Genomic DNA, 25185 nt, shown 5'->3' with positions numbered 1-25185 from the left:
ACGTATTCACGGCGTGTCCCGCACAGGCCGGGCCACCGGCTTCCCCTGCAGACGTTTCCGCACTTGGGGGACGAAGGGATGGGGCCGCCGAGACTCCAGCGACGTATTCACGGCGTGTCTGCACAGGTCGGGTCACCGGCTTCCGCGGAGGTTTCCGCGCTTGGGAGACGAAGGGATGGCGCCGCCGAGACTCCAGCGACGGATTCGCGGTGTGTTCCGCATCGGCCGGGCTGCCGGCTTTCCCGCAGAGGTTCCGCGATTGGTAGAAGGATCCGGGAAAAGTCCGGGCATCCGGTCGTCGCGCGCGCTCAGGCCCGGCCGCGGATCAGGTCGGCGGCGCGCTCGGCGATCATGATCGTCGGCGCGTTGGTGTTGCCGGTCGGCAGGCACGGCATCACCGAGGCGTCGACCACGCGCAGGCCGTCGACGCCGCGCACGCGCAGCTGCGGATCGACCACCGCTGCCGCGTCGCTGCCCATGCGGCAGCTGCCGACCGGGTGGTACACGGTCTCGGCCTTGGCGCGGACGAACGCCGCCAGCTCCGCGTCCGACAGGTCGCTGCGCGCCGGGAAGATCGGCGCGCCGCGGTACGGGTCGAAGGCCTTCTGCGCGAACACCTCGCGCGCGAGCCGGGCGCACTCGACCATCATCTTCAGGTCGAAGCCTTCGGCGTCGCCGAGGTAGTTCGCCTCGATCCGCGGCTTGTCGCCGGCGCGGTTGCTGGCCAGGGCGATGCGGCCGCGGCTGCGCGGATGCAGGAAGCAGGCGTGCAGGGTGTAGCCATCGCCGGCAAGGCGATGACGGCCGTGGTCGTCGAGCATCGCCGGGACGAAATGGAACTGGACGTCGCAACGCGCATCCCTGGCCAGGCGCGAGCGCACGAAGCCGCCGGCCTCGGCGATGTTGCTGCTGCCCGGGCCGCGATGCCCGCGCAGGAAATAGTCGAAGGCGATCCGCAGGTCGCCGAGGCGGTCGTAGCTCAGCCGCGGCGGGCAATGCTGCAGGGTGCAGATGTCCAGGTGGTCCTGCAGGTTGGCGCCGACGTCGGGCGCGTCGGCGACCACGGCGATGCCATGCCGGCGCAGCTCCGCAGCCGGGCCGACGCCCGAGAGCATCAGCAGCTGCGGCGAGTTGACCGCGCCGCCGCAGACGATGACCTCGCGCGCGGCCGGCTGGTGGAAGGCCTTGCCGCGCATCGAGTAGGTGACGCCGTTGGCGCGCGGGCTGGCCGACGTGGCGCGCTCGAAGGTGATGCGGCTGACCAGCGCATGGGTGTGCACGGTGAGGTTGGAGCGCGTGCGCGCCGGGGCCAGGTAGGCGACCGCGGCCGAGCAGCGCGCGCCGTCGCGCTGGGTCACCTGGTACAGGCCGACGCCGGCCTGGTCCGGACCATTGAAGTCGTGGCTGTGGGCATGACCGGCCTGTTGCCCGGCCTCGATGAAGGCGTAGGACAGCGGGTTGACGTAGCGCAGGTCCGAGACCGTCAGCGGGCCGTCGCCGCCGTGCAGCGCATCGCCGCCGCGGACGTTGCCTTCGCTGCGGATGAAGTAGGGCAGCACCGTGTCCCAGTCCCAGCCCGCGGCGCCCTGCGCGGCCCAGCCGTCGTAGTCGGCGGGCACGCCGCGGATGTAGCACATCGCGTTGATCGAGCTGGAGCCGCCCAGCACCTTGCCGCGCGGCCACCACAGCGTGCGCCCGTCCAGATGCGGCTGCGGCGCGGTGTCGTAGTTCCAGTTCACGCCTTTCTGCCCGACCAGCTTGGCCAGGCCGGCGGGCATGTGGATGAAGGGATGCCAGTCGCGCGGGCCGGCTTCCAGCAGCAGCACCTTGCAGTCGGGATCCTCGCTGAGCCGGTTGGCGAGCACGCAGCCGGCCGAACCGGCGCCGATGATGATGTAGTCGTACACGGGCCACCCCGCGGCACGGGTGTGCCGACTTCAGGGGCAAACTATGCCCGGCTGCTGGAGCAAATGCTCGGGAATGGTGCCGGCCCGCGCTGGCGGCCGGCGCCCGCCATCGGCTACCGTGCACGCGCTGCCGGGCCGGCAGCGGCCAGCGGAAACCCCATGCCCGCAAGTCCAGGTGGACGCGTCCATGCCGGCGAAGCGCGCGCGGTGGGGCTGTCGTTCGCGTATTTCTTCTGCGTGCTGGCCGCCTACTACGTGATGCGGCCGGTGCGCGAGCAGCTGGCCGCGGCGGTGGGCTCGACCCAGCTGCCGTGGTTCTTCGCGGCGACCTTCGTGGCGACCCTGGCGCTGACGCCGGTGTTCGCGTGGCTGGCGGCGCGCTGGCCGCGGCGGGTGCTGGTGCCGGTGGTGTACCTGTTCTTCATCGCCTGCCTGCTGGGCTTCGTGCCGCTGTTCGGCGTGCGCGGGCTGCTCGACCCGCGCCTGCTGGGCATGGTGTTCTTCGTCTGGGTGAGCGTGTTCAACCTGTTCGTGGTGTCGGTGTTCTGGAGCTTCATGGCCGACATCTGGGACCAGCGGCAGGCGCGGCGGCTGTTCCCGCTCATTGCCCTGGGCGGCACTGCCGGCGCCATCGCCGGGCCGGCGCTGACCCGCAGCCTGGTCGGGGTCATCGGCGTGGCGCCGCTGCTGCTGGTGTCGGCGGCGCTGCTGGGCGCGGCGCTGGTGTGCGTGGTGGCGCTGGGGCGCTGGTCGCGGCTGCATGGCGCGCGCCGGCAGGCCGATGACGAGGCGGCGCTGGGCGGCGGCATGTTCGACGGGCTCAAGCAGGTGTTCGGCGATCCGTTCATGCGCGCGATGGCGTTGCTGATGCTGCTGGGCGATGCGATCGGTACGGTCAACTATGTGCTGGTCACCGATTACTCGGGAGCGACCTTCCACGACGCGGTGTCGCGCACGCGGTTCGCGGCCGACATCGACCTGGCCACGAACGTGCTGCAGGTGGCGGTGCAGTTGACCCTGACGCGCTGGTTGCTGGTGCGCCACGGGGCGGCGCTGCCGATCGCGATCTGGGCGGCCGCGACGGTCGCCGCGCTGCTGCTGGCGATGGCTACGCCGGTGGTCGGGTTGCCGACGGGCGCCGTCCTGCCGACGGTGGCGGTGGCGCTGATCGTCAGCCGCGGGCTGTCCTACGGCATGCAGGGACCGGCGCGCGAAAGCCTGTTCACCTTCGTCCCGCGCAGCCTGCGCTACAAGGGCAAGAACGCGGTGGACACGGCAGTGTGGCGTTTCGGCGACGTGGTCACCGCCAGCGGCATGAACCTGCTGCGCCTGGCCGGCGTGGCCACCGGCGGGTTCGCGGCCCTCGGGGCCCTCGCCGCGACCGCCGCCGGCACCATCGGCTGGCGTCTGGCCCGGCGCGTGGAACGCGGCGGGCCGCCGGAACCCTAACTGCCGCCGTGGCTCACCGCGGAACCGGAGCGTCGCGCCCAAGGCGCTTGCGAACTCGCTTGCGATGCCGTGCTGGCCCCGCCTCGCAGGCGAGCCATGCCGTGCATTCCATCCTGGAGACCTGACGCCCGCCTCCACGCCGGCGACAGCCCTGCCCGGAGGGCGCGCTTCGCGACGCTCCCCGGAGCCGGACCCGCGGCCTAAACCATCGGCGGGTCACGCGCATCGGAGTGGGTATGCTCACCGTCACCGTGTCCGACTGGCAGCCCGATCCCGACTCCGCCGCGCCGGCGGCCGCCGACGTCGACCAGGCGTTGGCGCGCGCGGCCGCGGCCGGCGACGGCAGCGCCTTCGAGGCGCTGTATCGGCGCCACGCCGCGCGCGTGCATGGCGTGGTCGCGCGGCTGGTCGGCTTCGACCGCGCGCGTGCCGAGGACCTGACCCAGGAAGCCTTCGTGCGCGCCTGGCAGGCGTTGCCGGGCTACCGCTTCGAGAGCGCGTTCACGACCTGGCTGCACCGGCTGGCGGTCAACACCGCGCTGATGGAGTTGCGTGCGCGCCGCAGCCGGCCGCAGATCGAGGACGACGAGCAGGCGCTGGACCACGCCGGCGCGCCGGATTCGGCCGGCCACGCCACTGCGCTGTCGCTGGACCTGGAGCGCGCGGTCGCGACCCTGCCGCCGCGCGCCCGCGCGGTGCTGGTGCTGTACGACGTGGAAGGCTGGAAACACGAGGAAATCGCCGCCGCGCTGGACATGGCGGTCGGCAGTTCCAAGGCGCAACTGCACCGCGCCCGCGGCCTGTTGCGCGCACGCCTGGGAGCGCACGCATGAACGAGAACGACGACATCCGTCCCGAACGCACGCAGCACGCCGCCGACGCGCCGCTGGACGCCGGCCTGCGGCTGCAGTTGCGCGGTCTGCGCCGCGAGCTGGCCCCTGCGCACGACCTGTGGCCGGAGATTGCGGCGCGCATCGCCGCGTCCGCGTCGCCGGCAGGCACGCCGTCGGCAGGCACGCGGTCGACGCGCACGCAGTTGCCGCGCACGCAGTCGGCGCGCACCTCGCCGCGGCGCTTCGCGCCATGGGCGCTGGCGGCGTCGCTGCTACTGGCCGTCGGCGTGGCCTGGCAACTGCAGCCGCCACCCGCATCGCAGGCCGGGGCGACGCTGGCGTCGGCGCCGTCGCTCGACCGCGAGGCCACGGCGCTGACCCGCGAATATCGCGCCGCGTTGCAGGAACTGCAGGCCGCCGCGCCGGCGCCGCAGGCGGAGCAGCCGGCGCTGCGCGAGCTCGACCGCAGCGCCGCGCAGATCCGCACCGCGCTGGCGCGCGATCCCGACGCGCGTTTCCTGCTCGAGCGCCTGCGCCACACCTATACCCTGCGCCTGGCACTCACCCAGCGCGCCGCCCTGACCTGATCCAGCACCGCTTTCGGAGACGACGTCATGCGCCACCCCATCCCCACCCTGGCCCTGGCCCTGCTCGCCGGTCTCGTCGCCACGCCGCTGCTGGCGGCCACGCCGATCGAGCAGACCCGTCCGCTGGACCCGCGCGGCCGGGTCGAGGTCGACAACCTCAAGGGCCGCATCCAGGTGCGCGCCTGGGAGCGCAACGAGGTCCGCATCACCGGCACGCTCGGCGAGGGCGCGGAAAAGCTCTTGATCGAGGGCGACCGCGGCCACCTGGTGGTGCGCGTGCAATACCCCAAGCGCATCGGCGCCTGGCGCACCGACCGCACCGGCCCCAGCGACCTGCGGCTGCAGGTGCCGCTGCAGGCCGACCTGGACCTCGGCTCGGTCTCTGCCGACATCGATGTCGCAGGCGTGGCCCCGGGCGAGCTGGAAGTGGAGACGGTCAGCGGCAACGTGGTCGCGGCCGCCGCGCCGAAACAGGCGCAGGTCAACAGCGTCAGCGGCGACCTGCGGCTGACGCTCAACAGCGGCGACGTGCGGCTGGAAACAGTCAGCGGCGACATCGTCCTGTCCGGGCGCCTGGACGGTGCGGTGCATGCCGAGACCGTGTCCGGCGACATCGCCGTCGACAGCCGCGGCCAGCGCCTGCGGCGCCTGTCCACCGGCACCGTCTCCGGCGACGCGCAGGCGCGCGTGGGGCTGCGCGACGGCGGCCAGATCAAGGCCGAGTCGGTCAGTGGCGACATCCGCCTGCACCTGCCCAAGGCGCTGTCCGCGCGCGTCAGCGGCGAGAGCTTCAGCGGCGACCTGCAGGCCCCCGGCGCCAGCGTCCACAAGGAGGAGTTCGGCCCCGGCAAGCGCCTGGAGCAGCGCTACGGCAGCGGCGCCGGCGAGATCCGCATGGAGACCTTCTCCGGCGACGCCGAACTGGTCCTGGAGTAAACGCCGCGCGCGGCACCAGGCCGCGAAGCCCGGCGGGCATCGAAGGGCTGGCCGGCCCGCCGGGACAACGGCTGCCTGTGGCTGCCTGCCGCATGGCCTGGTCACCGGCCCGCGCGTGTTCTGCCGGCTCTCCTGGCTCGCGTCGTGCTGGTTGGCAGCCACGGCGCGGTCACAGCTTCGCGTGCCAGCCGCGTTGGCCGCGCCGCTGTTCGGAGCGGCGCTCAGCGCCTGGTTTTCGGCGACACCCACATCGCGATGCGCGCGCGCAAGACCGTCTCGCCGGCGTCGTTGCGCACCAGCACCTCCACCGGCAGTTCGTAGCCGGCATCGGCGGCGGCCAGCGGTGCGAATGCGGGGCTGGCGGTGGCGGTCATCGTGCCGATCGCCTTCTTCAGGTATTCGACCGTCATTCCTTTGGGGATCCAGCGCATCGAGGCCGGGATGCTGACGTCGCAGGTCAGCCCGCCGATGAGCTCGGCCAGGTTGCACAGTGCGATCGCGTGCACGGTGCCGATATGGTTGGTCACCGCGCGGCGATGGCGGATGGCGGCGACGCCGCGTCCCGGCTCCAGCGTCAGGATGCGCGGGGCGATGCCGGAAAAGTACGGCGCCTTGCGGCAGACCAGCCGCGAAAACAGCCAGCGTCCGCCCGGCCAGCGCGCCAGGCGCCGGTACGCCGCCAGCACCGGCGAGGCCATCGCCCTACGCGGCCGTGCGCGCGGCGGTACGCCCGTACAGCGTCGCGTAGCCGGCCGAGCGCAATTCTTCGGACTCGAAGTCGTCGACCGTGATCGCGTCCAGGGTCATCGCCCGCAGCTCTTCCAGTTGCCGGCGTTCCTCGGCGCTGATCCAGCCTTCGCGCACGCCCTCGTCGAGCTGCGCCGGGAATTCCAGCGCCTCGATGTCGCTGTTCTTCAGCGCCTTGAGGAACTTGCGCTCCACCGGTTCGGCCAGCACCACCTTCGGCAGGTAGCTGTCGATACGCCCGCCCGGATTGTTGGCGCACGGGGTGAGGAACACGCCCTGCGCCATCCGCGTGCGCGCGTCGCACGGGGTCATCATCAGGGCGGCGGCGCGGTGGCCGAGGCGGTCGCTGGGCGGCGTGGCGCGGCGGCCCCAGGGGAACACCAGCGCCCACAGCAGCCAGCGCACCGGGCGGATCGGGAAGTTGCGCAACGCGCCCGAGAGCGCGCTCTCGATCTTGTTGATCGCATCGTGGAACGCCCACGCCAGCAACGGCTGGTCGCCTTCCGGGCAGCCCTCGTCCTGGTAGCGCTTGAGCATCGCGCTGCAGATGTAGAGCTGGCTGAGTACGTCGCCCAGGCGCCCGGACAGGGATTCCTTGAACTTGAGCTTGCCGCCCAGCAGCAGCATCGAGGTGTCGGCCATCACCGCCAGCGCGGCGGAATAGCGGTCGAGCTTGCGGTAGAAGCGGCGGGTGTAGGCGTCGCCCGGCGCGGCGCCGAACTTCGACCAGGTCAGGCCGTACCAGAACGCGCGCACGGCGTTGGAGATGGCGTAGCCGATGTGGCCGAACAGGTTGCGGTCGAATTCGTCCAGGCGCTGCACCGGGTCCTGCAGCTGCGCCGCCTTCATCTCCTTCATCACCCACGGATGGCACAGGATCGCGCCCTGGCCGAAGATCATCAGCGAGCGGGTCATGATGTTGGCGCCCTCGACCGTGATCATGATCGGCAGCGCCTGCCAGTTGCGGCCGGCGTAGTTGCGCGGGCCCAGGATGATGCCCTTGCCGCCGTGGATGTCCATGACGTCGGTGGCCACCTCGCGCGCCATCTGCGTGCAGTGGTACTTGGCGATGGTCGAGGGTACCGCCGGGTTCTCGCCGCGCGCCACCGCCGCGGCGGTGGCCTGCGACAGCGCGCTGATCGCGTAGGCCTTGCCGGCGATGCGGGCGAGGGCTTCTTCCACGCCTTCGAAGCGCCCGATCGAGAGCCCGAACTGCTTGCGGATGCGGGCATAGGCGCCGGTGACACAGGCGCCCGCCTTGGCGCCGCCGCTGGCGGTGGACGGCAGCGTGATCGAGCGCCCGATCGACAGGCATTCCATCAGCATCTGCCAGCCGCGGCCGGCGTAGTCCTCGCCGCCGATCAGTTGCGACAGCGGCACGAACACGTCCTCGCCCTGGACCGGGCCGTTCTGGAACGGGTTGTTGAGCGGGAAGTGGCGGCGGCCGATCCGCAGCCCCGGGGTGTCGCGCGGCACCAGCGCCAGCGAGATGCCGATGTCCTTGTTGTCGCCGAGCAGGCCGTCGGGGTCGTACATGCGGAAAGCCACGCCGATCAACGTCGCCACCGGCGCCAGGGTGATGTAGCGCTTGTTCAGGGTGAGCCGGATGCCCAGCACCTGCGCGCCGCCCCACTCGCCCATGGCGACGATGCCGTAGTCGGGGATCGAGGTGGCGTCGGAGCCGGCGAACGGCCCGGTCAGGGCGAAGCACGGCACCTCGGTGCCGTCGGCCAGGCGCGGCAGGTAGTACCGCTTCTGTTCGTCGGTGCCGTAGTGCATCAGCAGTTCCGCCGGGCCCAGCGAATTGGGCACGCCGACGGTGGAGCTGACGGTCGCCGAGATCGAGGCCAGCTTCTGGATCACCTTGTGGTTCATCAGCGCCGAGAAGCCGAGGCCGCCGTATTCCTTCGGGATGTTGAGGCCGAAGAACTTGTTGGCCTTGATGTACTGCCACAGCTCCGGCGGCAGGTCGGCGCGGACGTGGGTGATGTCCCAGTCGTCGACCATCCGGCACAGTTGCTCGCAGGGGCCGTCGAGGAAGGCCTGCTCCTCGGCGCTGAGCTCCGGCTTGGGCTGCGACAGCAGTTGCCGCCAGTCCGGCTTGCCGGAGAACAGCTGGCCCTCGAAGCCGACCGTGCCGGACTCGAGTGCGGTGCGTTCGGTTTCCGACAGCGGCGGCAGGATCCGGGTGTAGAAGCGCAGCAGCGGCGCGGTGAGGTAGGGCTTGCGGATGCCCGGCAGCAGCAGTGGCAGCGCGATCAGCAATAGCAACCCCGCAGCCACCAGGGTCGCGGCCGGGTTGGCGCCCAGCAGCCAGCAGGCCAGCAGCAGCGAGCCGGCGATCGCGGCCCAGACCGCCAGGCGCAGGCGGTGGTAGGCGGCCACGGCCCCGGCGAGCAGGAAGACGACAAAGGGAAGGGCGATGCTCATCGTGCGCTCCACAGGAGAAGTCGGACCGGCCCGCGGCCAGGGGCTGCGTCCGGGCTATACCATACGCCGAAGTATGGATAGCATTCGAAGACGCTGTCAATCGACCCTCCCGCGGGGCCGTCACGCGGCGTTTGCCTGTCCATCATGCGCCCAGCGCGTACTATTGCCCGACATGCCGTATGGACCGACCCGCCCGATGACGACGACCCCGACCCCGGCTGCCTCCAGGCCAGCACGCAGCGGGCGGCTCAGCGCCGAGGACTGGGCGCAGGCTGCGCTCGACCTGATTGCCGACCAGGGCGTGCTGGCGGTGGCGGTCGAGCCGCTGGCGCGCCGGCTCGGGGTCACCAAGGGCAGCTTCTACTGGCATTTCCCCTCGCGCGAGGCGCTGCTGGTGGCGGCGCTGGAGCGCTGGGAAAAAGTCGAGCAGGAAGACGTGTTCGGCCAGCTCGAGGCGATCCCGGATTCGGGCCAGCGCCTGCGCGCGCTGTTCGACCTGGTCGCGCACGAGGCGCGCTCGCACATCATTTACAGCGAGCTGCTCAAGGCGCTGGACCATCCGGCAGTCAAGCCGGTGATCGAGCGCGTGTCGGCGCGCCGGCTGGACTACCTGACCGCCTCGTTCCGCCAGGCCGGCCTCAACCGCAACGCGGCCAGGCATCGCGCGCGCCTGACCTACGCCGCCTATGTCGGCTTCCTGCAGTTGAGCCTGCAACTGCACCAGCCGCGGCTGCAGCACGACGAGTTCGAGGCCTACGTCGAGCACGTGATGGCCACGCTGATCCCGTCCTGAATTCCGTTTTTCCCTTTCGACTCGACCTGCTGGAGGCAACACCGGTGAGCGCACTTTCCAAAGACCTGCCCGCAACCCCGCCCGCGCCGGCGGGCGCCGGCAGCACGCTGCAGGCCCTGACCGACTGGGTGGCCGAAGTCGCCGCGCTGACCCGGCCCGACGCGATCCACTGGTGCGACGGCAGCGACGCCGAGAACGCGGCGCTGGTCGCGCGGATGGAAGCCGACGGCACCCTGGTCCGGCTCAACGAGCAGACCCATCCGCACAGCTGGCTGCACCGCTCGCACCCGGACGACGTCGCCCGGGTCGAGCACCTGACCCTGGTGTGCACGCCGCAGCGCGAGGACGCCGGCCCCAACAACCACTGGCTGGCCCCGGCCGAGGCGCACGCGAAGATCGACGCGCTGTTCGACGGCTGCATGCGGGGCCGGACGATGTACGTGATCCCGTACTGCATGGGCCCGATCGACTCGCCGCTGTCGCGTTGCGGCGTCGAGATCACCGATTCGCCGTACGTCGTGGCGAACATGCGGATCATGACCCGCATGGGCGCGCCGGCGCTGGCGCGGATCGAGCGCGAGGGCAGGTTCGTGAAGGGCCTGCACTCGATCGGCGAGCTCGACCCCGAGCGCCGCTTCATCATGCATTTCCCGGAGGAGCTGACGATCAAGTCCTACGGCTCCGGCTACGGCGGCAACGCGCTGCTGGGCAAGAAATGCCATGCGCTGCGGATCGCCTCCTACCAGGCGCGCCGGGAGGGCTGGCTGGCCGAGCACATGCTGATCCTCGGGCTCGAGACCCCGCGGGGCGAAACCCACTACATCGCCGCCGCGTTCCCCTCGGCCTGCGGCAAGACCAACCTGGCGATGCTGATCCCGCCGGAGGGCTACCGCGAGGCCGGCTGGAAGATCTGGACCATCGGCGACGACATCTGCTGGATGCGCCCGGGCGCGGACGGCCGCCTGTACGCGATCAACCCGGAGGCCGGCTTCTTCGGCGTCGCCCCGGGCACCTCGCGCAAGTCCAACCCCAATGCTCTGGCCACGATCCAGTCGCACACCATCTTCACCAACGTCGGCGTGACTGCGGACAACCAGCCGTGGTGGGAGGGCATCGACAACGGCCAGCAGCCGGTCGTCGACTGGCGCGGGCAGCCCTACGATCCGGCGGTGCGTCCGGCCGCGCACCCCAATTCGCGCTTCACCGTGTCGGCCCGGCGCTGCCCCAGCTACTCGGACCAGGCCGAGGCCCCGCAGGGCGTGCCGATCAGCGCGATCGTCTTCGGCGGCCGCCGCGCCACGCTGGTGCCGCTGGTGTTCGAGGCCCGCGACTGGACCCACGGCGTGCTGGTCGGCGCGGCGATGGGCTCGGAGACCACCGCCGCCGCCACCGGCCAGGTCGGGGTGCTGCGCCGCGACCCGATGGCGATGAAGCCGTTCTGCGGCTACAACTTCGCCGACTATTTCGCCCACTGGCTGTCGTTCGACCAGCCGGGCGCACAGCTGCCGAAAGTGTTCCACGTCAACTGGTTCCGCAAGGGCGCCGACGGCAAGTTCCTGTGGCCGGGCTTCGGCGACAACCTGCGGGTACTGGAATGGATGATCCGGCGGGTGCAGGGCACGGCCGGCGCGGTCGAGACCCCGATCGGGGCGCTGCCCCGGCCCGGGGAGATCGACCTGGAGGGCGTGGCGCTCACGCCGGAGGCGCAGGAGGCATTGTTCGGCTTCGACCGCGAAGGCTGGTGCCGCGAATTCGGCAGCCTGGCCGAATACCTGGCCGAGTACGGCCCGCGCATCCCGGAGGCGCTCCGGGCCGAACAACAGCGCATCGCGGCGCAGCTGCAGGAGTGAGCCTCACGCGCTCTTAACGGCTTCACATGTTGCGACGCACCAAAACCGGCGCCGGCGATCTGAACAGGATTGCCGGCGTCCTCTTTTGAAACAAGGAGATACGACAGAAATCCAGGCCCGCGCCCGGGGCTGGGGCCGGGCATGGCCGTTTCAACCCCGACTGCGGCCCCGGGGGGTTGTTAAAGAATTGTTGCCTGTTCTATAGTCGGCCGGTCATGCCACCTTCGGCTTTGACGTACATGTACATCTCAAGGTCCTTCGTCCCTATGGGGGTTAACAAAAATGGCTTCTAAGCAACTCGCAAAAGGCCTGAAGCGAAGCGCACTGACCGTGGCTCTGGGTCTGTGCTTCGTCGGCGGCGTCAATGCGCAGTCGAACGTGTCCGGCGCCATCGTCGGCAGCGCGAATCCGGGCGACACCATCACCATCGCCAATCCGGCCACCGGCTTCACCCGCAGCATCACGGTCGGCGCCGACGGCAACTACCGCTTCCCGGCGCTGCCGACCGGCCAGTACACCATCACCGATGGTTCGGGCACTCCGCGTAACGTCGCGGTCCAGGTCGGTACTGCTTCCACCGTCAATTTCGGTGGCGATGCGACCACGCTGGGTACGGTGACGGTCGTCGGTACCAACGTCGTCAACCCGATCGACGTCTCCTCGGTCGAATCGACCACGATTCTCACCGCCGAGCAGATCAACCGTATCCCGGTCGCACGCGATACCACCTCCGTCGCTCTGCTGGCGCCGGGCACGGTGCGTGGCGACGCCGCGTTCGGCAACCTGGCCTCCTTCGGTGGTGCCTCGGTCGCCGAGAACCAGTACTACGTCAACGGCTTCAACGTCACCAATACTTTCCGTAACCTGAGGTTCGGCTCGATCCCGTTCGAAGGCCTCGCCGAACAGCAGGTCAAGACCGGCGGTTACGGCGCCGAGTTCGGCCGCTCGCTGGGTGGCGTGGTCAACCAGATCACCAAGCGCGGCAGCAATGAGTTCCATGCCGGCGGCAATGTCTACTTCGAGCCCGAGTCGCTGACGGAGGACGTGAAGAACACGTACTACTCCAACCCGCTGACGCCCGACAGCTTCGGCACCCTGCGCAGCGACAATTCGCATGATGGCGGCTGGAAGGCCACGGCCAATGCCTGGGCAAGCGGCGCGCTGATCAAGGACAAGCTGTTCTTCTACGGCTTGCTTTCCTACAGCAAGATGCAGAATGACGCCTTCGGCAGCACCTTGGCCACCGGCAACACCAGCACCGAGACCAAGAGCCCGACGTGGTTGTTGAAGATGGACTGGAACATCAACGACAACAATATCCTCGAATTCACCGCGTTCTCGGACAAGCGCACCGACTACATCGATTCCTACCTGAACGAGCCGGGTTCGTTCGAGCGCACCGATTACCTCGGCCAGAGGGTCTTGGAGTCGGGCGGCGACAACTACATCCTGAAGTACACCGGTTACCTGACCGATACCTTTACCCTGTCGGCCCTTGCCGGCCACAGCGAGTTCGCGCGCAGCGTCTACCTGCTGAGCCCCGATGGCACCAAGATTTTCTACAACGGCGACATCAGCGCGCCCGCGCAGCCGGGCTGCCCGGTCGTGGTCGATGCCCGTCCCGGCTACCGACAGGCGATCACGGGACCGTACTTCAGCACCTGCAACATCAGCGGCACCACGCTGGACCGGATCGATTCCGGTGACACCCGTGACCAGTACCGCCTCGACGCCGAATGGCAGCTGGGCGATCACCTGCTGCGCTTCGGCTACGACGTCGACAACTATGAGTCGGTGGCGGGCGAAGGGCTCGAGGGCGGTTACCAGTGGCGCTACTCGACCCGCAATCCGGACGGCATTCCGAACAACGGCGACGAGCAGGACATTGTCCGGCAGCAGTTCTTCAGCCAGGGTGCGACGGTCGAGGTCAAGCAGCACGCCTACTACATCGAAGACAGCTGGCACATCACCGACAACTTCATTGCCTACCTGGGCGGTCGTTGGGATACCTTCGAGAACATCAACGGCAACGGTGATACCTACGTCCACATCAAGGACCAGTTCGGTCCGCGCCTGGGCTTCAGCTGGGACGTGTTCGGCGACTCGACCTTCAAGGTCTTCGGTAATGCCGGCCGTTATGCGCTGCCGCTGACCCCGAGCGTTGCCGTGCGTGGCGCCAGCGCCTCGCTGTTCAGCCGTGAGGATTTCAACTTCACGCAGGTCGACCCGGAGACGGGTTCGCCGATCGATCCGGTGTCGCGCGGCAACTTCCGCTATCTCAACGCCGAGACCGGTGAGCCGCACATTGCGTCGACCGTCGCTTCAAAGAACCTGAAGCCGATGTACCAGGACGAGTACATCCTGGGCTTCCAGAAGCAGCTGAACGACAACTTCTCGCTGGGCGTGCGCGGCATTTACCGCGATCTGAAGGCGGCCATCGACGACAACTGCGACTACACCGCGGTGCTTGAGGCGAATGGTTTCACCTACGACCCGGCCACTTGGTGGACCGATGCCAATGGCGAGTACCCGAACCTGCCGAATCCCGGCTTCCCGTACTGCCGGATGTTCAACCCGGGTGAGGACGCGATCTTCGAGACCGATCTCTATGGGGATGGCAACCTCACCACGGTGACGGTCCCCGGTGCGCGCCTGTCTCCGAAGGCCAAGCGCACCTACAGCGCGCTCGAGTTCTTCTTCGACGGCCGCTGGGACAAGCTCTTCATGCAGGGTTCGTACACCTACGCCAAGTCCAAGGGCAATACCGAGGGAGGCGTGAAGTCGGATATCGGCCAGGACGACACCAACGTCACGCAGGACTTCGACTACATCGAACTCACCGTCGATACCTACGGTTACCTGCCGAATGATCGCCGTCACAGCCTCAAGTTGTTCGGCAGCTACGACATCACTGACCAGTGGACTGTGGGTGCCAACCTGCTCGTCCAGTCGGGTCGTCCGCTGAACTGCTTCGGTGTGCTGGATCGGGATCCGACTGCTGGTTACAACCCGCACCCGTACGGTTCCTCGTTCATGCGCTGCGGCACCACGGGCGCCGGTGCGATCGACGACGCCACGGTGCAGCGCTTCCCGCGCGGCACCAAGGGCCGCCTGCCCTGGACCAGCCAGCTGGACTTGAATGTCGTCTATCAGCCCAACTGGGCCGAAGGCCTGCAGTTCAAGGTCGACGTGTTCAACGTCCTGAACTCGCAGAAGGTGACCTCGGTCATCGAAACTGCGGAAGATGCGGCATCGGGTTCCCCGAGTCCGACCTACCTGCTGCCGGCTTCGTTCCAGCAGCCGCGTTCGGTCCGCTTCATGGTGCAGTACGACTTCTAAGTTCAAACTGTAGCTGTATTTCGACGGCCGCCTCCGGGCGGCCGTCTTTTTTTGTAAAGTGTTTCTCTCTCTCTCTCCGGATTCGGGTTAACGATGCAATCCAGCCTGGAGCCGCAGTGGCTCGCGGCCCGTGGTCATGAGGTCAAGGGCGAGCTGTCTGCTGCGCGTGCGATTTACGAATCGATCCTGCGCGGTGACCAGACCCAGGCGTTCGCCTGGTATCGGCTATCTGCGCTTGCCTTGTTGCAGGGCCGTTATCGGGATGCACACGCTGCCGCGGTCCAGGGCGCGATGATTGCCGTTGACAGCTGTCGCTGGAAGGCGCTGCCTTATCTGACTCAACAACTATTGGGATTCGACGAGCGGGCTGCCGTGCGACACGCCATCGCGGCAGCGGATTGGTCGAATCCGACAATCCTGGCGCAGTCAGCAGTGCTGACACAGCAGCTGTGGCTGGCCGACGCCCATGAGCAAGGATTGCGATTGGCAGACATCGCGTTGCGGGCGGTGCCTCACAGCCACTTGCTGCATTATGTGCGCGCCAACCTGCTCAGGTATTTGGGCCGGATGAAGGAGGCCACAGCGGCATTCGAGCATTGCCTGTCCTTGGCGCCGCAGTTTGCCGAGGCGCATTGGGCGCTTTCCTGCCATGCCAGGGCCGAGCCGCCCGGAGCCCGCACTGCGCGGGTGCGTATGGCACTGAGCCGCGCGTCAGGCGACACCATGCAGCAGGTTTACCTGGGCTACGCCCTGTTCAAGGAGCTCGACGACGCCGGAGAAACCGAGGCTGCCTGGGATGCGCTTATGGCGGCGGCCACAGCCATGCGCCGCTTGCAGCACTACGATCCTGCCCACGAACAGGCCACAGTGCGGGCATTGCGTAAAACCTTCGATACCCCCTTGGCTGCGGGTCCGTCGCATGGTGGTGGGCATACGCCAGTCTTCATTGTCGGCATGCCGCGCACTGGTACCACTGTGCTGGAGCGCATTCTGGGCAATCACAGCCGTGTCGCCAGTGCGGGTGAGCTCAATACCTTTTCGGTTTGCATGGGGCTGTCCTTGGATCGGAGCTTCGTATCGCCGCCAGCGGCCGACGCCGTGCATGCCGCCATGAAACTTGACTTCGCGTCTGTGGGGGCGCTGTACATGCAGCGTACCATTCCACTTTATGGCGATCGCGCGTATCTGATCGACAAGAACCCGTTGAACGTCTTCAATGCCGGGTTTATCGCCCGTGCCATGCCACAGGCGAAGATCCTGTGTCTGTTGCGAAATCCCATGGACGCCTGTTTCTCCAACCTTAAGGAATTGTTTCCCGGGGGAGGGTATGGCTACAGCTACGATCTCGATACTCTGGGCGAATATTGGCTACTTTTTCGTGGTCTGGTGGAGCACTGGAGTGCGATGTTGCCCGGGCGGTTCATGACGGTCGAGTATGAGGCGTTGGTTGCCGACCCTCTGGGGGTCAGCGGTCGTGTAATGGCATTCTGCGGTCTGGAGATCGAGCCGGATTGCGTCGACATCACCCGTAACGCCGCGCCGGTCTCGACGGCCAGCAGTTCGCAGGTGCGCAGCCCCATCCATCGAGGCGGCATCGGCGCCTGGAGGCGCTACGAGCATCGGCTTGCGCCGCTGCGTGAGCGATTGCGTGGGGTAATTCCGGAATTGCACTAGCGTTGCCGGCAGTCACTTTTTGCACGGAGACAGGATTGGTGCGACAGATTGAGGCTGGAGAACTCGAGGCGCTTTGGCAACGGGCGCACAGGCATGCCGAGCGCAAGCAGTGGGAACAGGCCAAAGCCTGCTTCAATTCGATCTTGGCTTATCGGCCGGATGATCCCGCAGTCTTGGTGCAGCTGTCCTACATCTGTTCCCTGGAAGGGCATTACCGTGCAGCGAGAGCGGCTGCCTTGCGCGCTGGCGCGGCCAATGTACCCATCTCTCCCCAGGTAGTGAACCAGCTGCTGCCTCGCCTGCGCACCTTCAATGAGGCGGAGGTCTTTCATCGTCTGCTCGGCCGGCTGGGGCCGCCAGAACGCATGCCGATCCCCCTGCTGCTTGGTTGCGCCGCGCAGTTGAGTTACTTCAATGAGCAGGAGCGTGCATTGGCTCTGCTCGACGAGGCGAAGCGTGCAGATCCGGACTATCCCGCCACGCTCATGTCGCGCGGGCAGGTATTGACCTATATGGCGCGTTTCGAAGAGGCGGAGCAGGATTTGCTGCACAGCCTGCGCCGCGCGCCGGAACTTGCGCAAACGTATTGGTTGCTGTCACGGCTGCGCACGCAGACACCTGCGGACAATCACGTCGCGCAGATACGCGAGCAACTGGCGCGCCAGGGGCGCCCCGCGGCGGATGAGGCAATGCTCGGCTATGCCCTGCATAAGGAACTGGACGATCTTAAGGATTACGTCGAAGCGGCGCGAGCGCTGGATCGAGCGTGTCGCGCCAAGAGATCGATGCTGGATTACCGAAGCGAAGATTCACGCAGGTTGGTCGATGCACTATTGGCCTCCGCGTCTCCACCGCAGGCTGGAGATGCGCCGGCCGCTAGCGTGGCAGCTCGATCGATACATACGCCCTTGTTCATCGTCGGCATGCACCGCTCCGGCACCACGCTGCTGGAGCAATTGCTGGATGGGCACGACCAGGTCAAGGGCGTCGGCGAACTGTACGACTTCACCAGCCAGATGCGTTACGCCACCGACCACCATTGCCGCGGCGTGATCGATGCCACCATCGTCGAGCGTGCGCGGGATGTGGACTTCTCCGCAGTTGGCCGCGGCTACCTGGAAAAGATGGAATGGCGGCTGGGCCCGGAGCCGTATTTCACCGACAAGCTGCCGTCCAATTTCCTCAACATCGGCTTCATCTGCCGGGCGCTGCCGCAGGCCAAGATTCTGCACATGGTGCGCGACCCGGTCGAAACCTGTTTCTCCAACCTCCGCGAGCTGTTTTCCGAGGCCAACCCCTATTCCTACGACCAGCTGGAACTGGCGGATTTCTACAAGCAGTACCGCCGGCTGATGGCGCATTGGCACCGGCAGTGGCCGGGAAGGATCCTCGATGTGGATTACGCCGAACTGACCCGGGATCCGGAAACGGTCTTGCGCCGGATCTGCGCATTCTGTGGCCTGGACTTCCAGCCGCAGATGCTGGCGCTCACCGAACGCAAGCGCGGCGTGGCAACCGCCAGCGCAGTGCAGGTCCGGCAGGGGATCGTCGCTCGCGAGCGCCCGAAGTGGGCGCCGTACGAGGCCTATCTGCAGCCGCTGATCCAGGCGTTGCGCGACGACTGAGCGTGGTGCGACGCGATGCCGGCAGCGCGGGCGTAGCAATCAGCCGGACCGGACGGGGCGTTATCCCACGTCACAAGCGCGGGGTGCCCTGGGCACTCGCAAGGCCGCGTTGGGCGCGTCGGCCGGACGCGGCGAGGAAAAGGCAGGGCGCGCCGCCGCTGGACGAGTCGTCCCGTTACAGATCCTGCTCGTAGCGCACGTACGGCACGGTGCCGTCGCCGGACTCGTCGCCGGTAGTCGAGAACGGGTTCTTGCCGCGGGTCACGACGTTGTCGGCGCCGACCGTGAGTTGCCCGCTCCAGGGCGTGCGCCAGGTCAGGCCGAGACCGAGGCCGCTCCATTTGGGCTGCCCCGGGGTGTCGACAACGTGGCCGACGATGCTGGCGCCGAACGCGCCGAAGCCGCCACCCACGGTCAGCGACTTGCTGCTCCAGCGATCGGCCAGATCCGGGACTTGCGATGCGGGGACCAGGCGGGCCTTGGCGACGGTGCCGGCGATCGACACGAAGCCTTCGTTGCGCAGGTTCTTCTGCGCGAACACGGTCAGGTCGTTGACGTCGACCTGGCTGCGCGGGGCACCGGGCACCAGCCAGCCGGGGAGGGTGTCGCGGCCGCTGCCGGCGGCCAGGCCGAGCTTGCCTCCGGCGCGGCTGAATGCAGCCGACGCGCTGGCGCGGCGGCTGCCGTTGTGGTCCTTGTCGAAGCTGTTGCCGAGGGCGGCCAGCAGGCAGTTGTTGGGCAGGTTGCCGAGGGCGCCGGCGACTCCGCTCTTGCGGTCGCACAGCAGCGCCAGCGAGTCCCCGGCTTCCAGGCCGAAGGTGGCATCGAGCGAGTTGTTGCCGAAGCGCCAGCGGCTGCCGACCTGCGGCGCCTCGGTGGGTTCGAGCACCAGATAGGCTTCCAGCTTGCCGCTGGCGTTGTTCCAGACCGGCAGCCAGGTACTGTCGCCGCGTCGCGTCTGCGCCGAAGCGCCTGCCGCCATGCAGAGCAGGAGCAGCAGCGCCAGAGGCAATTTCAGCAGCCGGACGATCATGTGCGGGTGAGACCTTGGCCCCGGGAATGAGTTCCCGGGGTGGGGATATCCAATCTACCGGATTTATGTTTCTTTAACAATCGCCGGGCCGGGGATCCGCCCTTACTGCAACCGCTCCGGTGCGGCGGCGGTAACCGCCTGCGCCGGAAACAGGGCAGCGACTTCCTCGAGGCTGAACCGGTATTGCTGGCCGCAGAACTCGCAACGGATCTCGGCCGGCCCAGCGGCCGCGGCAGCCCGGGCCTCCGTTTCCCCCAGCGCCTGCAGCATCGCGACCACCCGTTCATGGGAGCAGGAACAGGCAAAGCGCAGCGGGCGCTCGCCCAGGACCTCGACGCCGTCCTCATGGAACAGCCGTCGCAGCAGGGTGGCGGCCGGGCAGCCCAGCAACTCCCCGGTCGTGAGCGTGTCGAACAGCGCGCCGGCGCGGGTCCAGCCGTCCTCGTCGCCGCTGTCGCCGGGCAGTTTCTGCAACATCAGGCCTGCGGCGCGGCGGTCGTCGGCCGCCAGCAGCAACCGCGTGGGCAGTTGCTCGGACTGGCGGAAGTAATCCTCGAACGCCCCGGCCAGCGAATCCGCTTCCAGGGCCACCAGGCCCTGGTAGCGGACCGGTTCGCGACCGTCGACGGCCGGGTTTTCGATCGTGATCGCCAGCACCGCGCCGGCGCCGAGCAGGCGCAGGTCGCGCGGCAGCGCGGCGTCGCCGGCGACCTGGGCGATCCCGCGCAGGGTGCCGGCAACGGTGCATTCGGCGAACAGGGTGCGCAGCGGACCATCGCCGCGCAGTTGCACCGAGAGCCGGCCCTCGACCTTGGCGTGGCCGGTGAACAGCGCCGCGGCGACGGCCGCCTCCCCCAGCAGCTCGGTCACCGCCGCCGGGGCCGCCCGGTGGAAGTCGGTGGCGCGCGCGCGGATCTGCGCCCAGGTGGCGTCCAGGTGGACATGGACGCCGCGCACCCCGGCCTGCGGCAGCAGGAAGCGGGTGAGGCGGTCGGAGGCATGGTCCCCGGCGGAATCGGCGCTGGCGGTAGCGGTACGGGTGCTTGCGGGATCGATCATGCAGTGCTCGTGCGTGGGGCGCGCGGCGGCGATAATGCGCGCTGCGACGGGACAGGTGGCGGATTCAATGGGGATCGGGGACCGCTAGTGCAAGCCGAACCGCTTCTCGTGCCCGGTCCGCCCCGGCGTCGGCGGCGCCGCTGGTGGCGCTGGCTGCTGGCGCTGCCGCTGCTGTGGGTGCTGGTCACGGGGCTGCAGGTGCTGGCGCTGCGCTTCGTCGACCCGCCGTTCTCGGCGTTCATGGCCGCGCGCCAGCTCGCGGCCTGGCGCCAGGGCGACTGGGACTACGGCATCGTCCACGACTGGCGCGACCTGGAGCGGATCGCGCCGAGCCTGCCACTGGCGCTGGTGGCCGCCGAGGACCAGAACTTCCCCGTGCACCACGGCTTCGATTTCGAGGCGATCGCCAAGGCGCGCCGCAACAACGCACGCGGGCGCAAGCTGCGCGGCGCCAGCACGATCAGCCAGCAGGTGGCCAAGAACCTGTTCCTGTGGAGCGGTCGCAGCTGGGTGCGCAAGGGCGTGGAGGCCTGGTACACGGTGCTGATCGAGGCGCTGTGGCCCAAGCGCCGGATCCTGGAGGTGTACGCCAACATCGCCGAGTTCGGCGATGGCGTGTACGGCGCGCAGGCGGCGGCGCGCAGCTTCTTCGGCAAGGATGCCAGCGGCCTGTCGCCGGCCGAAAGCGCGCGCCTGGCGGCGGTGCTGCCGAGCCCGCGGCGCTACGACGCCCGCAACCCCGGCCCCTACGTGCGCCGCCGCAGCGCCAATATCCAGCGGCAAATGCGCCACCTGGGCGGCAGCGCCTATCTGGAGACGCTGGACTGAGGCAGGGCCGGCGGCGGCCGGCCGGCAGCGGCGCCGCGCTCGTACCAGCCGCGCGAGCGGTTGACGATGCGCACCACCGACAACATCACCGGCACCTCGATCAGCACCCCGACCACGGTCGCCAGCGCCGCGCCCGAGCGCAGCCCGAACAGGGCGATCGCCGCGGCCACCGCGAGCTCGAAGAAATTGCTGGCGCCGATCAGCGCGCTCGGCCCGGCGACGCAGTGGGCGACGCCGAAACGGCGGTTGAGCCAGTAGGCCAGGCCGGCGTTGAAGTAGACCTGCAGCAGGATCGGCACCGCCAGCAACGCGATCACCAGCGGCTGGCGCACGATGGTTTCGCCCTGGAAACCGAACAGCAGCACCAGCGTGGCCAGCAGCGCCAGCAGCGACAATGGTCCGAGCCGGCGCAGCAGGCGGTCCAGCGCCGCCTGGCCGCCGCGCGCGAGGCAGGCGCGGCGCAGGCCCTGCGCGATCGCGATCGGCGCCAGGATGTACAGCAGCACCGACAGCAGCAGCGTCGGGTACGGGATCGTGATTGCCGACAGCCCCAGCAGCAGGCCGACGATCGGCGCGAACGCGACCAGCATGATCGCGTCGTTGAGCGCGACCTGGGCGAGGGTGAAATGCGGTTCCCCACGGCACAGGTTGCTCCACACGAACACCATCGCCGTGCACGGCGCGGCCGCCAGCAGCACCAGCCCGGCGATGTAGGACTCGATCTGCGCTGCCGGCAGCCACGGCCGGAACAGCACGCCGATGCACAGCCAGCCCAGCAGCGCCATCGAGAACGGCTTCACCGCCCAGTTGACGAACAAGGTGACGCCGGCGCCTTTCCAGTGCCGGCCGACCGCGCGCAACGCGGCGAAGTCGACCTTCATCAGCATCGGCACGATCATCAGCCACACCAGCACCGCCACCGGCAGGTTGACGTTGGCGACCTGTGCGTCGCCGAGCGCCGCGAACGCCGCCGGGAATCCGCGCCCCAGGCCGATGCCGGCGACGATGCACGCTGCGACCCAGGCGCTCAGCCAGCGTTCGAACCGGCCCAGCGCGGGCGGCGCGGGCTCGGCGGTCGCGGCGACCGCGGTCATGGCGCCGGCTCCGTGCCGATCGCGCGCGCCGCCTGCTGCAGCGTCGCGGGCCCGAGTTGGGCCGGCGGCAATGCGACCAGCCGTTCTACGCGCCGGCGCAACGCGTCGAAGGCGGCGCAGTAGGCGCGTCGCCGGGCGTCCTCGTCGCCGGCGACGGCGGCCGGATCGTCCACGCCCCAGTGCGCGCGCGCCGGCGCCCCCGGCCAGGCGGGGCAGGTCTCGCCGGCGGCGTTGCCGCAGACGGTGATCACCAGGTCGATGCGCGGCGCTGTGGGACCCGCGAATTCGTCCCAGCTCTTGCTGCGCAGGTGCGCGGGGTCGTAGCCGATCGCCGTGGCGAGTTCGGCGGCCAGCGGCTGCACCTGGCCGCTCGGGTGGCTGCCGGCGCTGAAGGCGCGGAAGCGGCCCGCACCGAGCACCTCGAGCAGGGCTTCGGCCATCACGCTGCGCGCGGAATTGGCGGTACACAGGAACAGCACGTTGCAAGGATTCGTGGTCATGGCCGGGTGTGGGAGTGACGGGATCAGCAGCAGGTCGCGGCCGAGCCGCAGCAGGCGTCCTGGCTGGCGGAAGTCGCACCGCAGCAGGTGTCTTGGCTCGCGGTGGCCGGCCTGTCGCAGCAAGCCTGGTCGGCGGTAGCCGGGGCTGCGCACACTGCATCCGGGCCGCAGCAGGTCGTGGCCGGCGCCTCGGCGGCCGGCGCGTAGTAACTGGTCGCCGCGCCGTGGCTGTGGAATGCCTCCCAGCGCACGCCCTGCGGATCCTGCGCCCAGAACTTGTCCGAGCGCGCGTAGCAGCAGGTGGTGCCAGTTTCGGCCAGGACCACCGCATCGGCCGCCTGCAGACGGGCGCCGATTGCCGCCAGCGCCTCGGGCGTGTCCGCCTGCAGGCCGAGGTGGGCGATGCCGGGGGCGCCGGCCTTGCCGCTGGAGATGGCGAAGTTCAGGCGCGGATCCTCGAGCATCCATTTGGCGTAATCGGGCTGCTGCACGCTCGGATCGGTGCCGAACAGCCGGGTGTAGAAGCGCAGGCTGGCGTCGAGATCGGCGACGTGGACGTGGACGTGGAAGCGGTGCTGGGCGGTCATGGCCGGGATTCCTCCGGGGATGGGCTGCAGGGCGCGGCGGGCGTGCCGCAATCGGCGCCGGCGCAGCAGTTCTGGGTGAGATAGGCAAGCAGGGCGTTCATCTGCGCGTAGGCGGCGCTGACCCGGATCACCCGGCCCGCGCGCGCATCGCGCACCAGGCCGGCACGGCGCAGGACGTTGAGATGGGCGCTGAGGGTCGCCGCGGGCAGGTCGAGCTGCTCGCGCAGCTCGCCCACGCTCAATCCGTCCACGCCCGCCTGGACCAGGGCGCGGAAGGCGGCCAGGCGGCTGGGCTGGCCGAGGGCATGCAGGGCCTGGAGGGCGGTATCGGTGTGCATTGTTCGATACTTCCAGAAATATGGAATATCGTCAAGCAGGCCGTCGCGCCCGCTACCATCACACCATGTCCCGGGACCTGCTCACCGTCGTCGTCGCCGCCTTCAACGAGGCCGACGCCCTGCCCGCATTGCACCCGCGCATTGCCGCGGTGCTGGACCGCCTGCGCGGCGAGGGCGTCGACGGCCGGGTGCTGTACGTGGACGACGGCAGCCGCGACGGCACCTGGACCGTGCTGCAGCGGCTCGCCGCCGCCGACCCGCGGGTGGCGCTGCTGCGGCTGTCGCGCAACTTCGGCAAGGAGGCGGCGCTGACCGCGGGCCTGGACCGGGTCGAGGCCGGCGCCGCGCTGATCCTGGACGCCGACGCCCAGGACCCGCCCGAGCTGATCCCGCAGTTCGTGGCCAAATGGCGCGAGGGCTACGACGACGTCCACGGCACCCGCATCGCCCGCGACGGCGAGGGCTGGCTCAAGCGCGGCACCGCACACGTCTTCTACCGCCTGATCGGGCGGCTGTCGAAGACCCCGATCCCCGAGGACACCGGCGACTTCCGCCTGCTGTCGCCGCGCGCGCTGGCGGCGCTGCGGCAGTTGCGCGAGCGCCAGCGCTTCATGAAGGGCCTGTTCGGCTGGGTCGGCTTCGAGCGGGTGGCGATCGCCTACCAGCGCGAGCCGCGGATCGCCGGCCGCAGCAAGTTCAACTTCTGGAAACTGTGGAATTTCGCCCTGGAGGGCATCACCAGCTTCTCCACCGCGCCGCTGCGGCTGGCGACCTATCTGGGCGTGCTGACGGCGCTGCTGGCGTTCGTGTATGCGCTGTGGATCGTGCTCAAGGCGCTGTTGTGGGGCGACCCGGTCGCCGGCTGGCCGACGATGATGACGGTGATCCTGTTCCTGGGCGGGGTGCAGCTGGTGGCGCTGGGCCTGATCGGCGAATACCTGGGGCGCCTGTACATGGAGTCCAAGCAGCGCCCGCTGTACCTGATCGACGCCTGGCGGCCGGCGCCAGCATGCGCCGCGACAGCGCCCGGGGTATGCTCGCGCCAGTCCCCTGTCGAAGGAGATGGCCATGCGCAGCGTGCGGCAGTTGCTGGAGGCGAAAGCGCCTGAGATCTTCGCCATCGGCCCGGACGCGCCGGTGATCGACGCGATCCGGCTGATGGCCGAAAAACGCATCGGCGCGTTGCTGGTGATGCAGGCCGGCGGCCTGGTCGGGATCGTGTCCGAGCGCGATTACGCCCGCAAGATCGTGCTGCAGGGGCGCTCGTCGAAGGACACCCCGGTGCGCGACATCATGACCGCCGAGGTGATCGGCGTCGGCCTGGAGGACACGGCCGACCGCTGCATGCAACTGGTCACCGACCGTCGCATCCGCCACCTGCCGGTGCTGGACGGCGACAACGTGCTGGGCGTGGTGTCGATCGGCGACCTGGTCAAGGCGGTGATCGAGGACCAGCAACTGGAGCTGGAACAGCTGCAGCGCTACATCGCCAGCTGAACGCCGGCGGCGCGCCGCGACGCCGGACGAAAATCGCGCCGCGCCACAGGCCGCGCGTCCACCATGCGTTCCTGCCGTG

The 25185-nt window shown here is 69.0% G+C and carries 21 protein-coding genes; 12 read left to right on the top strand and 9 right to left on the bottom strand.

Translation table 11 applies throughout. From position 1 onward, the window contains the following. Positions 1–308 precede the first annotated feature (308 nt). The gene (locus tag D0Y53_RS01500; RefSeq protein WP_117201336.1) at positions 309–1907 is read right to left on the bottom strand and encodes a GMC family oxidoreductase; all 1599 of its coding nucleotides are present in this window, start codon (positions 1905–1907) and stop codon (positions 309–311) included. 159 nt (positions 1908–2066) lie between these two features. On the opposite strand from D0Y53_RS01500, the gene D0Y53_RS01495 reads away from it, so the two are divergent. From D0Y53_RS01495 to D0Y53_RS01475, 4 genes are all read left to right on the top strand, one after another. Beyond that, positions 2067–3356 carry an NTP/NDP exchange transporter gene (locus D0Y53_RS01495; RefSeq protein WP_117201335.1) on the top strand — a complete coding sequence of 430 codons (1290 nt, stop codon included), beginning with the start codon at positions 2067–2069 and terminating at the stop codon, positions 3354–3356. A gap of 236 nt (positions 3357–3592) precedes the next feature. Then, positions 3593–4189 (top strand): RNA polymerase sigma factor, encoded by a 597-nt coding sequence (locus D0Y53_RS01490; protein WP_117201334.1) that lies wholly within the window; start codon positions 3593–3595, stop codon positions 4187–4189. Continuing rightward, positions 4186–4776 carry a hypothetical protein gene (locus tag D0Y53_RS12800; protein ID WP_158550547.1) on the top strand — a complete coding sequence of 197 codons (591 nt, stop codon included), beginning with the start codon at positions 4186–4188 and terminating at the stop codon, positions 4774–4776. The genes D0Y53_RS01490 and D0Y53_RS12800 overlap by 4 nt, the downstream gene beginning before the upstream one ends. A gap of 27 nt (positions 4777–4803) precedes the next feature. Continuing rightward, entirely contained in the window at positions 4804–5712 is a 909-nt protein-coding gene (locus tag D0Y53_RS01475; RefSeq protein WP_117201331.1) for a DUF4097 family beta strand repeat-containing protein, read from the top strand. Positions 5713–5933: 221 nt separating this feature from the next. On the opposite strand, the gene D0Y53_RS01470 is transcribed toward D0Y53_RS01475, so the two are convergent. Beyond that, positions 5934–6410: a hotdog fold domain-containing protein gene (locus tag D0Y53_RS01470; protein ID WP_117201330.1), complete on the bottom strand. Its 477-nt coding sequence runs from the start codon at positions 6408–6410 to the stop codon at positions 5934–5936. Positions 6411–6414: 4 nt separating this feature from the next. Continuing rightward, positions 6415–8889 (bottom strand): acyl-CoA dehydrogenase, encoded by a 2475-nt coding sequence (locus D0Y53_RS01465; protein ID WP_117201329.1) that lies wholly within the window; start codon positions 8887–8889, stop codon positions 6415–6417. Positions 8890–9085: 196 nt separating this feature from the next. Between D0Y53_RS01465 and D0Y53_RS01460 the strand changes: the two genes are divergently transcribed. The 5 genes from D0Y53_RS01460 (at position 9086) to D0Y53_RS01440 (ending at position 18170) form a co-directional block, all read left to right on the top strand. Next, positions 9086–9682: a TetR/AcrR family transcriptional regulator gene (locus D0Y53_RS01460; RefSeq protein ID WP_117201328.1), complete on the top strand. Its 597-nt coding sequence runs from the start codon at positions 9086–9088 to the stop codon at positions 9680–9682. 44 nt (positions 9683–9726) lie between these two features. Continuing rightward, positions 9727–11532 carry a phosphoenolpyruvate carboxykinase (GTP) gene (locus tag D0Y53_RS01455; RefSeq protein WP_233511589.1) on the top strand — a complete coding sequence of 602 codons (1806 nt, stop codon included), beginning with the start codon at positions 9727–9729 and terminating at the stop codon, positions 11530–11532. 282 nt (positions 11533–11814) lie between these two features. Then, the gene (locus D0Y53_RS01450) at positions 11815–14871 is read left to right on the top strand and encodes a TonB-dependent receptor (RefSeq protein WP_147318972.1); all 3057 of its coding nucleotides are present in this window, start codon (positions 11815–11817) and stop codon (positions 14869–14871) included. Between the two features lie 93 nt (positions 14872–14964). Then, positions 14965–16545, top strand: coding sequence for a tetratricopeptide repeat-containing sulfotransferase family protein (locus D0Y53_RS01445; protein WP_117201326.1), 1581 nt, complete (start codon positions 14965–14967; stop codon positions 16543–16545). Between the two features lie 38 nt (positions 16546–16583). Then, positions 16584–18170, top strand: a complete 1587-nt coding sequence (locus tag D0Y53_RS01440; RefSeq protein ID WP_147318971.1) for a tetratricopeptide repeat-containing sulfotransferase family protein — start codon at positions 16584–16586, stop codon at positions 18168–18170. A gap of 175 nt (positions 18171–18345) precedes the next feature. Here D0Y53_RS01440 and D0Y53_RS01435 read toward each other — a convergent pair whose 3' ends face one another. Beyond that, the gene (locus D0Y53_RS01435) at positions 18346–19167 is read right to left on the bottom strand and encodes an XOO1806 family protein (protein ID WP_386724389.1); all 822 of its coding nucleotides are present in this window, start codon (positions 19165–19167) and stop codon (positions 18346–18348) included. 138 nt (positions 19168–19305) lie between these two features. Further along, positions 19306–20262 (bottom strand): Hsp33 family molecular chaperone HslO, encoded by a 957-nt coding sequence (hslO, locus tag D0Y53_RS01430; protein WP_117201324.1) that lies wholly within the window; start codon positions 20260–20262, stop codon positions 19306–19308. A 108-nt stretch (positions 20263–20370) separates the two neighbouring features. Between hslO and mtgA the strand changes: the two genes are divergently transcribed. Beyond that, on the top strand, positions 20371–21090 hold the full coding sequence (gene mtgA, locus D0Y53_RS01425; RefSeq protein ID WP_233511588.1) for a monofunctional biosynthetic peptidoglycan transglycosylase: 720 nt from the start codon (positions 20371–20373) through the stop codon (positions 21088–21090). Here the strand turns inward: mtgA and arsB are convergent. Genes arsB through D0Y53_RS01405 form a run of 4 tightly spaced genes read right to left on the bottom strand, consistent with a single transcriptional unit; the run spans position 21069 to position 23609 of the window. Beyond that, entirely contained in the window at positions 21069–22184 is a 1116-nt protein-coding gene (gene arsB / locus D0Y53_RS01420) for an ACR3 family arsenite efflux transporter (protein ID WP_199491982.1), read from the bottom strand. The two genes, mtgA and arsB, sit on opposite strands and share 22 nt — an antisense overlap. After that, positions 22181–22684 carry an arsenate reductase ArsC gene (locus tag D0Y53_RS01415; protein ID WP_117201323.1) on the bottom strand — a complete coding sequence of 168 codons (504 nt, stop codon included), beginning with the start codon at positions 22682–22684 and terminating at the stop codon, positions 22181–22183. The genes arsB and D0Y53_RS01415 overlap by 4 nt, the downstream gene beginning before the upstream one ends. Positions 22685–22707: 23 nt before the next feature. Then, positions 22708–23271, bottom strand: a complete 564-nt coding sequence (locus D0Y53_RS01410; RefSeq protein ID WP_117201322.1) for an ArsI/CadI family heavy metal resistance metalloenzyme — start codon at positions 23269–23271, stop codon at positions 22708–22710. Continuing rightward, entirely contained in the window at positions 23268–23609 is a 342-nt protein-coding gene (locus tag D0Y53_RS01405; RefSeq protein WP_117201321.1) for an ArsR/SmtB family transcription factor, read from the bottom strand. The genes D0Y53_RS01410 and D0Y53_RS01405 overlap by 4 nt, the downstream gene beginning before the upstream one ends. Before the next feature lie 65 nt (positions 23610–23674). Between D0Y53_RS01405 and D0Y53_RS01400 the strand changes: the two genes are divergently transcribed. Both D0Y53_RS01400 and D0Y53_RS01395 read left to right on the top strand, forming a co-directional pair. Further along, on the top strand, positions 23675–24718 hold the full coding sequence (locus D0Y53_RS01400; protein ID WP_117201320.1) for a glycosyltransferase family 2 protein: 1044 nt from the start codon (positions 23675–23677) through the stop codon (positions 24716–24718). Continuing rightward, positions 24678–25106, top strand: coding sequence for a CBS domain-containing protein (locus D0Y53_RS01395; RefSeq protein ID WP_117201319.1), 429 nt, complete (start codon positions 24678–24680; stop codon positions 25104–25106). Before D0Y53_RS01400 ends, D0Y53_RS01395 begins: the two co-directional genes overlap by 41 nt. The last annotated feature ends 79 nt before the right edge of the window (positions 25107–25185 follow it).

The sequence above is a fragment of the Cognatiluteimonas weifangensis genome (assembly GCF_003416885.1).
GTDB classification, from domain to species: domain Bacteria; phylum Pseudomonadota; class Gammaproteobacteria; order Xanthomonadales; family Xanthomonadaceae; genus Cognatiluteimonas; species Cognatiluteimonas weifangensis.
Note: the sequence above shows the minus strand (reverse complement) of the source record. Positions and strands in the feature narration are given on the sequence as shown.

Excerpts from the sequence above, each read along its gene's own strand:
- arsB (WP_199491982.1), bottom strand. The coding sequence starts at position 22,184 with ATGACCGCGGTCGCCGCGACCGCCGAGCCCGCGCCGCCCGCGCTGGGC.
- D0Y53_RS01405 (WP_117201321.1), bottom strand. The coding sequence starts at position 23,609 with ATGCACACCGATACCGCCCTCCAGGCCCTGCATGCCCTCGGCCAGCCC.
- D0Y53_RS12800 (WP_158550547.1), top strand. The coding sequence starts at position 4,186 with ATGAACGAGAACGACGACATCCGTCCCGAACGCACGCAGCACGCCGCC.
- D0Y53_RS01395 (WP_117201319.1), top strand. The coding sequence starts at position 24,678 with ATGCGCAGCGTGCGGCAGTTGCTGGAGGCGAAAGCGCCTGAGATCTTC.
- D0Y53_RS01415 (WP_117201323.1), bottom strand. The coding sequence starts at position 22,684 with ATGACCACGAATCCTTGCAACGTGCTGTTCCTGTGTACCGCCAATTCC.
- hslO (WP_117201324.1), bottom strand. The coding sequence starts at position 20,262 with ATGATCGATCCCGCAAGCACCCGTACCGCTACCGCCAGCGCCGATTCC.
- D0Y53_RS01400 (WP_117201320.1), top strand. The coding sequence starts at position 23,675 with ATGTCCCGGGACCTGCTCACCGTCGTCGTCGCCGCCTTCAACGAGGCC.
- D0Y53_RS01445 (WP_117201326.1), top strand. The coding sequence starts at position 14,965 with ATGCAATCCAGCCTGGAGCCGCAGTGGCTCGCGGCCCGTGGTCATGAG.
- D0Y53_RS01450 (WP_147318972.1), top strand. The coding sequence starts at position 11,815 with ATGGCTTCTAAGCAACTCGCAAAAGGCCTGAAGCGAAGCGCACTGACC.
- D0Y53_RS01470 (WP_117201330.1), bottom strand. The coding sequence starts at position 6,410 with ATGGCCTCGCCGGTGCTGGCGGCGTACCGGCGCCTGGCGCGCTGGCCG.
- D0Y53_RS01475 (WP_117201331.1), top strand. The coding sequence starts at position 4,804 with ATGCGCCACCCCATCCCCACCCTGGCCCTGGCCCTGCTCGCCGGTCTC.
- D0Y53_RS01495 (WP_117201335.1), top strand. The coding sequence starts at position 2,067 with ATGCCCGCAAGTCCAGGTGGACGCGTCCATGCCGGCGAAGCGCGCGCG.
- D0Y53_RS01465 (WP_117201329.1), bottom strand. The coding sequence starts at position 8,889 with ATGAGCATCGCCCTTCCCTTTGTCGTCTTCCTGCTCGCCGGGGCCGTG.
- D0Y53_RS01460 (WP_117201328.1), top strand. The coding sequence starts at position 9,086 with ATGACGACGACCCCGACCCCGGCTGCCTCCAGGCCAGCACGCAGCGGG.
- D0Y53_RS01410 (WP_117201322.1), bottom strand. The coding sequence starts at position 23,271 with ATGACCGCCCAGCACCGCTTCCACGTCCACGTCCACGTCGCCGATCTC.
- D0Y53_RS01490 (WP_117201334.1), top strand. The coding sequence starts at position 3,593 with ATGCTCACCGTCACCGTGTCCGACTGGCAGCCCGATCCCGACTCCGCC.